Origin of the sequence: Blautia sp. NSJ-175, from assembly GCF_022867815.1 — a bacterium.
GTDB classification, from domain to species: Bacteria; Bacillota; Clostridia; order Lachnospirales; family Lachnospiraceae; genus Blautia; species Blautia celeris.
The window spans coordinates 139,031-150,939 of record NZ_JALIFQ010000015.1 but is presented as its reverse complement, the minus strand read 5'-3'; the positions used below and the strand labels follow the sequence as shown (position 1 = coordinate 150,939).

The 11,909-nt window shown below is 45.6% G+C and carries 11 protein-coding genes and 1 riboswitch; all 11 genes read left to right on the top strand.

What is annotated here, in order from left to right; translation table 11 throughout:
• The coding region (locus MUB35_RS30900; RefSeq protein WP_244806792.1) for a hypothetical protein at positions 1-176 on the top strand (176 nt) is incomplete at its 5' end.
• A gap of 106 nt (positions 177-282) precedes the next feature.
• A complete protein-coding gene (gene acsD / locus MUB35_RS21220; protein ID WP_033141837.1) occupies positions 283-1,221 on the top strand; it encodes an acetyl-CoA decarbonylase/synthase complex subunit delta in 939 nt (312 codons plus the stop codon).
• 25 nt (positions 1,222-1,246) lie between these two features.
• Positions 1,247-2,593, top strand: coding sequence for an acetyl-CoA decarbonylase/synthase complex subunit gamma (gene acsC, locus MUB35_RS21215; protein WP_033141836.1), 1,347 nt, complete (start codon positions 1,247-1,249; stop codon positions 2,591-2,593).
• Between the two features lie 86 nt (positions 2,594-2,679).
• Entirely contained in the window at positions 2,680-3,465 is a 786-nt protein-coding gene (gene acsE, locus MUB35_RS21210) for a carbon monoxide dehydrogenase/acetyl-CoA synthase methytransferase subunit (RefSeq protein ID WP_033141835.1), read from the top strand.
• Between the two features lie 85 nt (positions 3,466-3,550).
• Complete coding sequence (acsV, locus tag MUB35_RS21205) at positions 3,551-5,479, top strand: corrinoid activation/regeneration protein AcsV (protein WP_033141834.1); 1,929 nt, start codon at positions 3,551-3,553, stop codon at positions 5,477-5,479.
• A gap of 59 nt (positions 5,480-5,538) precedes the next feature.
• Positions 5,539-6,189 carry a DUF3786 domain-containing protein gene (locus MUB35_RS21200; RefSeq protein ID WP_244806790.1) on the top strand — a complete coding sequence of 217 codons (651 nt, stop codon included), beginning with the start codon at positions 5,539-5,541 and terminating at the stop codon, positions 6,187-6,189.
• A 13-nt stretch (positions 6,190-6,202) separates the two neighbouring features.
• Positions 6,203-6,300: riboswitch (THF riboswitch) on the top strand.
• Between the two features lie 102 nt (positions 6,301-6,402).
• Entirely contained in the window at positions 6,403-6,984 is a 582-nt protein-coding gene (locus MUB35_RS21195) for a folate family ECF transporter S component (protein ID WP_033141832.1), read from the top strand.
• Between the two features lie 67 nt (positions 6,985-7,051).
• Positions 7,052-7,681, top strand: coding sequence for a cyclodeaminase/cyclohydrolase family protein (locus MUB35_RS21190; RefSeq protein ID WP_033141831.1), 630 nt, complete (start codon positions 7,052-7,054; stop codon positions 7,679-7,681).
• Positions 7,682-7,949: 268 nt separating this feature from the next.
• The gene (locus MUB35_RS21185; RefSeq protein WP_029468715.1) at positions 7,950-8,801 is read left to right on the top strand and encodes a bifunctional 5,10-methylenetetrahydrofolate dehydrogenase/5,10-methenyltetrahydrofolate cyclohydrolase; all 852 of its coding nucleotides are present in this window, start codon (positions 7,950-7,952) and stop codon (positions 8,799-8,801) included.
• 152 nt (positions 8,802-8,953) lie between these two features.
• Positions 8,954-10,390, top strand: coding sequence for a phospholipase D family protein (locus MUB35_RS21180; RefSeq protein ID WP_227244565.1), 1,437 nt, complete (start codon positions 8,954-8,956; stop codon positions 10,388-10,390).
• A 121-nt stretch (positions 10,391-10,511) separates the two neighbouring features.
• Entirely contained in the window at positions 10,512-11,900 is a 1,389-nt protein-coding gene (gene amrA, locus MUB35_RS21175; RefSeq protein WP_244806789.1) for an AmmeMemoRadiSam system protein A, read from the top strand.
• The last annotated feature ends 9 nt before the right edge of the window (positions 11,901-11,909 follow it).

Sequence of the window (11,909 nt, the reverse complement as noted above, 5' to 3'; positions counted from 1 at the left end):
AAGAGCTGAAAGAATTTGTTGCTGAGAGACTGAACCAGACAGCAAAAGAATTATACGGTATCGACAACTTCACAGACATGGTTGGTGATGAGACCATCGCAACAGATCCGGAAGAATTAGTTGCATTCTTAACAGAAAAAGGACATCCGGCTCTTGGTCTGGACCCGATGATGTAAGATTTTGGAAGACAAATTCGCTTAATTGTAGTATCATGTAAACGGTGAATGCGCGTTTTACCGTATTCACCGTTTATAAAAAATATATTAAGGAGGCTAATGAGAAATGCCGTTTAATCAAAAACCACAGAAATTCAATGCAAACATTAACACAGTTGAAATTGGCTGCGGGGACAAAGCGATCAAATTAGGAGGGGAATGCACATTTCCTTTCTATACATTTGATGCTCCCACGGAAAATGCACCAAAAGTAGGCGTGGAAATTTCCGATATGGGACTTATCAACGTTCCGGGAATCCAGGAATATTATGCAGGTGCTGCCACAATGGCCGAGATCGCAAAAAAAGCGGAAGCAATGGAAGGTGCGGACTTCGTATGCTTACGTCTGGAAGGCGGGGATCCAAACGGCGCAGACAAATCTATTGAAGAACTGATCGCAGTTGTCAAAGAAGTCGGCGAAGCTGTTTCCTGTCCTTTAGTTGTTGAAGGTTGCAAGAATGTGGAAAAAGATTCTGAATTACTGCCGAAAGTGGCAGAAGCACTTCAGGGCAAGAACGTTTTAGTCCTTTCTGCAAGAGAAGAAGATTACAAAGCAGTTGGCGCAGCAGCAGGCCTTGCATACAACCAGAAGGTTGGAGCAGAATCCGCAGTAGATATCAACCTGGCAAAACAGCTTAACGTTGTTACAACCCAGTTAGGCGTAAAAGCTCAGGATATCGTAATGAACGTTGGTTCTGCAGCAGTAGGCTATGGTTTTGAGTACGTGGTATCCACAATGGACCGTATTAAAGGTGCAGCTCTTTCCCAGAATGATAACATGTTACAGATGCCTATCATCACTCCAGTTGCCGATGAGACATGGGGAGTAAAAGAGGCCATGGCTTCTGAGGAAGATATGCCGGAATGGGGACCGCTGGAAGAGAGAGGTATCAGTATGGAAGTACAGACAGCAGCAGCAGTTTTAGCTTCCGGTTCTGACGCTGTCATTCTGAGACATCCCAAATCTGTTGCAACAATCTCAAAAATGATTAAAGAATTAGTGTAATCGTAGAACAGGAGGATAAAAACAAATGGGATTATCAGGTATTCAAATTTTTAAACTGACACCAAAAAAGAACTGTAAAGAGTGCGGCTGCCCAACATGTATGGCTTTCTCCATGAAAGTGGCTCAGGGTGCTCTGGAAATTTCCAAATGCCCGCATATGTCTGAGGATGCTCTGGCTCAGTTATCTGAGGCAACAGCTCCGCCGATGAAGACCATCAAAGTCGGAAGCGGTGACAATGAATTTACTTTAGGCGGCGAGACTGTTTTATTCAGACATGAGAAAACATTCGTCAGCAAAACAAGATATGCGGTTTCACTGTGCACATGCATGGATGATGCAGCAATCGACGCGAAACTGGCAGCAATTCCGAAGGTAGACTACGAACGTATCAGCGAGAGAATGTTCGTTGAAATGATTTACGTGAACTACGAAGACGGCGCAGACAAAGACAGATACGTTGAAATCGTAAAGAAAGCAGCAGCTCTTGGCAGAACTCTGGTTCTGGGCTGTAAAGATGTAGAAGCTGCTAAAGCAGCTCTGGCTGTATGCAAAGACGGCAAACCGGTATTAAACGGTGCAGATGCTTCCAACTACGCTGAGATGAGCGCAGTTGCAACAGAGGCAGGTGTTGTACTTGGCGTTACAGGTGCAGACTTAAATGAATTATATGATACAGTTGCAGCTCTGGAAAAAGCAGGCAACAAGAACCTGATTCTGGATGTTGGAACAAAATCCGTAAAAGAAGCTTACGGCAACGCAGTACAGATTCGCCGTGCAGCTTTAAAAGATCAGGACAGAACTTTCGGTTATCCGACACTGGTAAATCTGGCAGTTCTGGCACATGGCGACAGAAATATGCAGCAGGCACTGGCTTCCCTGTTCACAATGAAATATGGTTCCATTGTGGTTATGGAGCAGCTTGATTATGCAGAAGCTCTGCCGTTATTTGGTCTGAGACAGAACGTATTTACAGACCCGCAGAAACCAATGAAAGTGGAACCGGGTATTTATGCATTAAATGGTGCAGACGAGAATTCTCTGTGTCTGACAACCGTAGACTTTGCTCTTACATATTTCGTGGTATCCGGAGAGCTGGAGCGTTCCGGTGTACCGTGTAACCTGATTATCAGTGATGCAGGCGGACTTTCCGTACTGACTGCATGGGCTGCAGGTAAATTATCTTCCACTTCTGTATCTAAATACATTCAGGAGAATGTTGAAGATAAAGTAAAATGCAGAAAACTGGTTATTCCGGGTAAAGTTGCCGTATTAAAGGGCGATATTGAAGCAAAACTTCCGGGTTGGGAAGTTATCGTTGCCCCGTTGGAAGCAGTACAGTTAGTTAAATTCTTAAAAGACCTGACTGCATAAAAGAGGAAAGACAGGCTGGCAGGGAGGATGCTTTTTAGGTATCTTCTCTGTCCGGCCAAAATGAATAATTTAAAAGGAGAACTATTATGGCAAAGTTTGTTACAATTGGTGAGAGAATTCACTGTATTTCCCCGTCTATCCGCAAAGCGATGGCAGAGCGTGATCCGGAACCAATCTTAAAACGTGCAAAAGAGCAGCTGGATGCAGGTGCAACTTATCTGGACGTTAATATCGGACCGGCAGAGAATGATGGAGAAGATTTAATGAAATGGGCTGTTCAGCTGATCCAGTCCAACTTCGACAATGTTCCTCTGGCACTGGATACTGCCAACAAAAAAGCAATCGAGGCAGGTATCTCCGTATACAACAGAAGCAAAGGAAAACCGATTGTAAACTCTGCTGATGCAGGCGGAAGAATCGAGAATATCGATCTGGCTGCAGCAAATGACGCTATCGTAATCGCTCTTTGCTCTGCAGAAGGTATTGCAGCAGACAATGATGAGCGTATGATGCACTGCCAGAACATGCTGGAAAGAGGTATGATGCTGGGTATGGAGCCTACAGACCTGTGGTTTGACCCGTTATTCCTGGTTGTTAAGGGAATGCAGGACAAACAGATGGAAGTTCTGGAAGCAATCAAAATGTTCAGCGATATGGGCCTGAATTCCACAGGCGGTCTGTCCAATAACTCCAACGGTATGCCGAAACATATTCGTCCGATTATGGATTCCGCAATGGTTGCAATGTGCATGATGCAGGGCTTAACTTCCGCAATCGTAAATCCATGTGATTTAAGACTGATGGAAACAATTAAATCCTGTGATGTTTTCAAAAACAACACATTATACGCTGACTCTTACCTGGAGATCTAATCACAGGCAGAGTCGTGTAATAAAAAGCGCCGGGGATATTTTTATCGCCGGCGCAGATAAAAATATACAGAAAGGCTAAATTCCTATGTTCAAAGTGACTTTTAAATTTGAAAACGGCGAAGACGTCACAACTTTCGCCCAGGAAGGAGAAATCCTTTTAGAAGTAGCGAGAAAAACGAATGTGGCTATCGATGCCCCCTGTTCCGGCAATGCTTCCTGTGGTAAATGCAAGGTGAAGCTGGTGGCAGGTGAAATGAATTCTCCAAAGACCCGTCACATCTCCGATGAAGAGTATGCAGAAGGTTGGAGACTGGCATGTGTGAGCAAGCTGACAGGTGATGTGGAGGTACAGGTACCCGACATTGCATCCGCTTACAGGAGCCGGATGAAAGTCGCAGATTTGAGTTCCAAAGAGGAGATTGCCATATTTGATCAGGCAAAATCCGATGTGGAAGCAGCAGGAATTACCTTGAAAAACAGTCTGGATATTATCCATGTGACTATGGATGAACCGACTCTGGACGATACCATGCCGGACAATGAACGTCTGATGCGTGCGATCAAAAGGGAAACCGGTGTAAAAAGAGTGCGTCTGCCTTATTCTGCACTGCGGAAGATTTCCGTTGTTTTCCGTGAAAATCATTTTGATGTACAGTGTATTGTGCGCAGGACAGCAAATGATATTTTTGTGTATGACGTTTACGGCAGAGATGAAAAAGTAGTAATCGGCGGTTTGGCTATTGATATCGGTACAACCACGGTATCTGCACTGCTGGTCAATATGCAGACAGGTGAGATCCTTGGGAAAGCTTCAGCCGGAAACGGTCAGATTCGCTATGGCGCGGATGTTATCAACCGTATTATCGAGTCTATGAAACCGGGCGGAAGCGAGAAGCTGCAGGATGCAGTGGTGAATGAGACGATCAATCCTATGATTGAGCAGATGTGCCGCTCCTGTGGATTCAGCCCCCTGCACATATACCGTATGTGCATTGCATCCAATACTACCATGAACCATCTGCTGACAGGAATGAATGGTGATCCAATCCGTATGGAACCATATATTCCTACCTTTTATAAAACAAATTCACTGTTTGCTTCTGATATCGGAATCAGAGTAAATCCGGATGCCCATATTATACTGGCACCGAATATCGGCAGTTATGTGGGCGGAGATATCACAGCAGGTACTTTGGTAAGTATGCTGTGGAATCGTCCTGAATTTTCTCTGTTTATTGATCTGGGTACCAACGGCGAGCTTGTATTCGGCAATTCTGATTTTATGATGAGCTGCGCCTGCTCTGCGGGACCTGCTTTTGAAGGCGGGGATATCAGCTGCGGTATGCGTGCGACGGACGGCGCGATCGAGGCATGTACCATTGATGCGGAAACGATGGAGCCCAGCTACTCTATTATCGGAGATGAGGGTGAGAAACCCATCGGTCTGTGTGGTTCCGGTATCATTGATGTGATCAGCGAATTGTTCCGAACCGGTATTATTAATCCGAAAGGAAAGTTTGTCCGGGAAGGAAAACGTGTCCGCCATGATGAGTATGGCATGGGCAGCTATGTGCTCGCATTCGAGGAAGAGTCGGGCACTGTCAAGGAAGTGGAGATTAATGAGGTGGATATTGATAACTTTATACGGGCAAAAGGTGCTATCTTCTCAGCCATCCGTACCATGCTTGTCTCTCTTGACTTTGATATCTCCATGATTGACGATGTTTATGTAGCCGGTGGAATCGGCAGCGGCATCAATATGAAAAATGCCGTGAGAATCGGTATGTTTCCGGATATTCCTCTGGAGAAATTCCATTACATTGGAAATTCTTCTTTGTCCGGCGCATATACCATGCTTCTGTCAAAGGAAGCAGAGCAGAAATGTTATGAGATCGCGTCCAATATGACGTACCTGGAACTTTCCACTGTACCGAGTTATATGGATGAGTTTGTAGCATGTTGTTTTATACCACATACGGATACGTCCCTGTTTCCGTCTGTAACAGAGCAGTAGAAGGTACGCTTGGCGGATCCGTTATTGCAGCGAATAAATAGACTGACTGAGGTGAAGAGATGAATTTTGAATACGCAAAGGACAGTAAAGAGCAGCGTCCTTATGAACATTATCTGAACGCATACAGAGAGATGGACCCGAAAGAAATCAGCGGGCGAACCGGTATTCCTTACGATGAGGAAAAAGGGCTTTTTACCGTGAAACTGATGGGAAGTACCTACCAGGTGTCTTTTCCGGATTATGAAATTCATCACGTGGAGGATTCCATTGGGGTATATCCGCTGGAGGACGCCATGAATGCCAAGATTCTCATTGTCCGCTTTTTGACAGAGAGAAGCGCAGCACCTACATCAGGGAAATTTCTTACCTATCATGATGTTCCCTGGGGTGAGGTTTACTTCAGACAGTTCCAGGGCAGATGTCTGTTTCGGCTGGCATTTGGCTATGGAAATAAGCTTTCTGTGTTCCGTAAGATTATGGAACATTTGGGAGCAGAAAAATGTGCAGAGGGAGACTGTTCCTATAAACTGGAATTTATGGACAATCTGCATGTAAAGTTTATCTTGTGGGAAGGGGATGACGAATTTCAGCCTTCCGCACAGATATTGTTTTCTGATAATTTTGCTGTCACATTTGCCGCGGAGGATTTGGCGGTTGTGGGCGATATCAGTATCAACATGATGAAAGCATTAGAAAAAAAGTTGTCTTAAAAAAGATTGTTATAGTAGAGTAGGTATTACGCGTTAAGTGTCATGGGATGGGAAGTTGTCCATGAACGAAGGCAGCCAAAGGCTCCACGATGTAATATTGCGTCCGCTACTACATTAAAGGCAGATATGAATTCTTCTCTTTGGTGTAGTAAACTACTATGCCATAAGTACATAACGAGAAGGGACAGTTATGCTGTCCCCGGGAGACAACAGATGAAGGAGGATTTATATCTGATGAAAAAAGTGAATAATGTAAAAGTTTTGGCATTTACGGGTGTTCTGGTAGCAATGAGTATCATTCTGACCAGGCTGGTCGCAATCCCTATCGGTACCAGTATTCGGCTCACCGTAGGTCAGACGCCTGTATATCTCTGCGGCTTTTGGTTTGGCCCTTTGGTAGGGGGAATCTGCGGCTTTTTATCTGATTTCCTTGGGGCGATCCTACAGGGGTATGCACCGAATCCCATGATTTCTGTCACTGCTATTCTGGCTGGTGTGCTGCCGGGTCTGTTTCGTCATTTTTATACAAAGAAACTGGAAATCTGGCATGTGCTTGCAGTGATCGTTGTTCATGGAATCGTTGGTTCTCTTGGATTTACATGTCTGGGACTTCATATGTACTACGGAACGCCGTGGGTAGTTTTGTATGCCCAGAGACTGGTTCAGACACCGCTTCTGGTCGCACTGAATACGCTGCTGGTGTTCTTCCTCTATAAGAGTCCTCTGACAGCTATGGTAAATAAGAGCACCATGGTGAAAAATGGGCCTGTAAATGTGACTGACCATGCAAAATAATCCCCTAAAGGGATTTTATATAAAGCCAGAGAAATTCGGCAATGAAAGAAAGAGAGGTATGTGAGAGATGGGATTTTCAACTGTACCATGTAATGAATTTGTAGAAGTACTGGCATCAAAAGCACCGGTTCCGGGCGGCGGCGGAGCATCTGCTCTGGTTGGCGCTGTGGGAACAGCCCTTGGCAATATGGTGGGCAGCCTGACTGTGGGCAAGAAAAAGTATGCAGAAGTGGAAGACGAGATGTGGGAGCTGAAAAAGAAATGTGACGCCCTGCAGAAGGATTTCTTACGTCTGATCGAGAGAGATGCAGAGGTGTTTGAGCCCCTGTCAAAAGCATATGGTATGCCTCGTGCAACAGAGGAAGAGAAGGCTGAGAAAGCAAGAGTTATGGAAATCGTTTTAAAGGATGCCTGCTCTGTACCGATGGAAATTATGGAGAAGTGCTGTGAAGCGATTGAAGTGATCGTGGAATTTGCGGCAAAAGGTTCCACACTGGCAATCAGTGATGCGGGCGTTGGTGCAGCTTTCTGTAAAGCAGCTTTAAAGGGTGCCAGCCTGAATGTATATATTAACACAAAATCCATGGCTGACAGAGCTTATGCAGAAGAGCTGAATAAAAAAGCAGATGCAATGCTGGAGAAATATACGAAGATCGCTGACGAAACCTTTGACAGCGTGCTTTCCAGACTGAAATAATTGTTTGATACCTTATGTGACAGAAGCTGTGGCATAAGTTGCTGAGAGGTTACTATTCACGGCCAATGTCCCGCGAGGTGTTTTGCGAAGCAAAATCCCGAGTTAGCCAGCGCCAAAATGCAATTTATTGCATTTTGTACCCTAAAGGGCAGAACTGTGCATGGCGAAGCGTGCTACTGTTCATAGAACTGCGCTTTTTGCAGGGCTGTGAATAGTAACCTGAGTGCCCAAAGGGCAGGATAAAAAGATGCAGGAGGATTCATAGAGAATGGCAAAAAGATTACTGGGTAAAGAAGTAACAGCAGCATTAAACGAGAGAATTAAAGCAGACGTGGCAGCACTGGAGGAAAAAGGTGTAAAACCAACTCTGTGCATAATCCGTGTAGGTGAAAATGAAAGTGATATTTCCTACGAGAGAGGTGCAACAAAACGCTGTGAAACACTTGGTGTTGCATGCGAGAAAATTCTGCTTCCGGCAGATGTAAGCCAGGAAGAACTTCTGGCAACGATTGACAAGGTGAATAAAGATGACAAAATCCATGGTGTACTTTTATTCCGTCCGCTGCCGAAACACCTGAACCAGTCCGTTATTGAAAATGCACTGGACCCGGCAAAAGATGTGGACTGCATGACCGATGGTTCCATGTCAGGTGTATTTACAGGTAAGAACGTAGGTTTCCCGCCCTGTACCCCTCAGGCTTGTATGGAAATCCTTGACTTTTACGGAATTGACTGCACAGGTAAAAAGGCAGTTGTTGTAGGCCGAAGCCTGGTAGTAGGAAAACCGGCAGCCATGATGCTGATCAAGAAAAACGCAACGGTTACTATCTGCCATACCAGAACTGTGGATATGCCTTCTGTAGTGAGAGAGGCAGATATCGTTATCGTTGCTGCAGGACGCGCAGGTGTTATTGACGATACCTATTTAAGTGCAGGACAGACAGTGATCGATGTTGGAATCAATGTGAACGCGGAAGGAAAACTCTGCGGAGATGTTGACTTTGAGAAAGCAGAGCCTGTTGTGGATGCTATTACTCCGGTTCCGGGCGGTGTTGGAAGTGTAACTACTTCTGTACTGGTTGGACATGTAGTGGAAGCTGCAAAACGTAAATTTGCGTAATACATAAATAAATAGTTAGTATACATGCCCCTGGAAATCCATATCTGTGGATATCCGGGGGCTTTGTTCTTGACTTTTCAGGCAGAAAGCAGTATGGTGCCCTATGATAACCTATGTGGTTATCTTTACAAAAACAGTAAAGGGTGATAGAAATGAGAAAGTTTAAAATTCGATGGCTGTTATTTATAGTTCTATTTTTCCTGGTCTATCTCGTAGCAGGAGCGGTGGGTCCGTTTGTCCATTATAAAAAGGTGTCAGAGGAGACAAAGAAGAACTTTTCCGTGTCAGAGTGCTACAGAGACCGCACAGGCGTGGACAGAGCGATGCTGCTGGAGACAAATAAGAGCGCATGGGATGAGAGAATCCGGCTGTTTCATCAGGCAAAGGAGCGAATTGTACTTTCCACATTTGACATGAGAGATGGAAAGAGCACAAGGGACTTGCTGGCTGTTCTGTATCACAGGGCAGAGGAGGGAATCAGAATACAAATTCTGGTAGACGGGGTGAGCGGTACCATCCGTCTGGAGGGGAATGAGCTTTTTTATGCTCTTTCTTCCCATCCGAATGTGGAGATAAAAATATATAATAAACTGAATCTGGCAATGCCCTGGAAAACCCAGGGAAGAATGCATGATAAATACGTCATTGTGGATGAAATGGCCTATATTCTGGGCGGCAGGAATACCTTTGACTACTTTATCGGCGATTATCCAAATAAAAATATGAGTTATGACAGGGAGGTACTGATTTATAACACGAATCCAAAGCAGCGGGGAGAGGATGAAAGTTCCCTGTATCAGGTGGAGGCGTATTTCAGCCGCATGTGGGATAAAAAAGAGTGCAGGCTGTTTCATGATCAGGAAAACCTGAGGGAGGACCATAAGGTTAAGAGCATGATTGACATGCTGACCAAAAGATATGAAAAACTGAAAAAGGAAAATCCGGATTTGTTCCGGGATTGTGATTACGGTGAGATGACCTGCGAAACAAACAAGGTGACTCTTCTTTCAAATCCAACGGGGATCTATGGGAAGAAGCCGGTATTGTTTTATGAACTTTCCGAACTTATGAAGCAGGCAAAAGAAAGAGTGATTATCCATACTCCGTATGTGGTTCTGAACGGTTACATGAAGAGAGAACTGACAGAGATCGCGGGGCAGGTACCGGACAGCAGAATGGTCATCAATTCTGTAGAAAACGGTGACAATTTTATGGCATCCAGCGATTATCTGTACAGGAAAAACGAGGTATTTAATACCGGTGTGCAGATTCTGGAATATGACGGCGGCGTATCTTATCACGGGAAATCTGTGGTGATTGATGAGGATATGTCTATTATCGGCTCCTATAATATGGACCTGCGCAGCACATATGTGGATACTGAGCTGATGCTGGCAGTACAGAGCAGGGAACTGACAGAGGAGTTGACCGGATATATGGAGGAGATGGAGAAGGACTGCAGGACCGTGACCGGACCTGATACCTATGAAGTACCTGAGCATATACAGGTGGAGGAGATCCCTTTCTGGAAAAAGGCTGCTATGCGTGTGGTCGGACTGATCATGCAGCCATTTCGCAGTATGGTGTAGAGAATATCCGGGAAAAGTCAGGGGAGATTCCAATCTATGGTTTTCATGGAATCATCCCGGATGTATAATAGAACTATGAGAAGTGAATCGTGTGATGAATGCAGGGAGAGGAGTTGATATCATGTCAATACGTGGTGCTGTTATGGTCCCCCATCCGCCGCTTATCATTCCGGAGGTGGGAAGGGGACAGGAGAAAGGGATTTCAGCTACAACAGCGGCATATGAGAAGGCCGCGCAGCATGTGGCGAAGCTCTGTCCGGATATGGTTGTGGTGACGACACCGCACACTGTCATGTATGCGGATTATTTCCATATCTCACCGGGAAGAGGAGCATCCGGGGATTTCAGACAGTTCAGAGCAAAAGAGATCCGGATGGATGCAGAGTATGATTCAGAATTGCGCAGCTATCTGTGCAGACTTCTGGACAGGGATGGGTTTATGGCCGGAACCAGGGGGGAGCGCGACAGCAGGCTGGACCATGGGGCTATGATTCCCCTGTATTTTCTGAAGAAACAGAACGTCAGATGTAAGGTCCTTCGTATTGGACTGTCAGGACAGTCACTGGAAGCACATTATCGGCTGGGACAGTATATCAGCCGGGCCGCTGATGCGCTTCACAGAAATGTTGTCATGATCGCCAGCGGAGATTTATCCCATAAGCTTTTGGAGAGTGGTCCTTATGGGTACCAAAAGGAGGGGCCGGAGTATGATGAAAGAATCATGCAGGTAATGGGAACCGGAAATTTCGGGGATCTCTTGGAATTCGGGGAGGAGTTCTGTGAGAAAGCAGCAGAGTGTGGGCACCGGTCTTTTGTCATCATGGCCGGGGCTTTGGATGGAAAAGCTGTAAACGTAAGGCGTTTGTCTTATGAAGGTCCGTTTGGCGTAGGATATGGAATCTGTACATATGAGGTTTCGGGTACGGATGAGAAAAGGCATTTTCTCAGTCAGTATGAAGAGACACAGAGACGAAAGCTGGAGAGTATGAGAGCATCCGAGGATGCCTATGTGAAGTTGGCAAGAAAGTCCTTGGAGACTTATGTGAAAACAGGGAGAAAGACGGCGGTTTTGGAGAATCTTCCGGAAGAATTACGTTCCGGGCGTGCAGGTGTATTTGTCTCTCTGAAACTGCACGGAAGGCTGCGCGGATGCATTGGAACAATTTCACCTGTGACAGATTCCATAGCGGAGGAGATTGTGGAGAATGCCGTAAGCGCCGGCTGCCGTGATCCCAGATTTTCACCTGTCAGGGAGGAGGAGCTTGACAGACTCGTCTACAGTGTGGATGTTCTGGGGGAAACAGAAGAAATTGCATCACCGGAGGAGCTGGATGTAAAGGAGTACGGCGTGATTGTGTCTAAGGGGAGAAAGAGAGGTCTCCTTCTTCCGAATCTGGAGGGCGTGGATACCGTGGAAGAACAGATATCCATTGCCATGCAGAAAGCCGGTATCGATCATATGGAAGAGGGAATCAAGCTGGAAAGATTTCGGGTGACCAGACACAAGTGATAACAGGAT

Coding starts and splice junctions, on each gene's coding strand:
- amrA (WP_244806789.1), top strand. CDS start 10,512: ATGTCAATACGTGGTGCTGTTATGGTCCCCCATCCGCCGCTTATCATT.
- acsE (WP_033141835.1), top strand. CDS start 2,680: ATGGCAAAGTTTGTTACAATTGGTGAGAGAATTCACTGTATTTCCCCG.
- MUB35_RS21185 (WP_029468715.1), top strand. CDS start 7,950: ATGGCAAAAAGATTACTGGGTAAAGAAGTAACAGCAGCATTAAACGAG.
- acsV (WP_033141834.1), top strand. CDS start 3,551: ATGTTCAAAGTGACTTTTAAATTTGAAAACGGCGAAGACGTCACAACT.
- MUB35_RS21190 (WP_033141831.1), top strand. CDS start 7,052: ATGGGATTTTCAACTGTACCATGTAATGAATTTGTAGAAGTACTGGCA.
- MUB35_RS21195 (WP_033141832.1), top strand. CDS start 6,403: ATGAAGGAGGATTTATATCTGATGAAAAAAGTGAATAATGTAAAAGTT.
- acsD (WP_033141837.1), top strand. CDS start 283: ATGCCGTTTAATCAAAAACCACAGAAATTCAATGCAAACATTAACACA.
- acsC (WP_033141836.1), top strand. CDS start 1,247: ATGGGATTATCAGGTATTCAAATTTTTAAACTGACACCAAAAAAGAAC.
- MUB35_RS21200 (WP_244806790.1), top strand. CDS start 5,539: ATGAATTTTGAATACGCAAAGGACAGTAAAGAGCAGCGTCCTTATGAA.
- MUB35_RS21180 (WP_227244565.1), top strand. CDS start 8,954: ATGAGAAAGTTTAAAATTCGATGGCTGTTATTTATAGTTCTATTTTTC.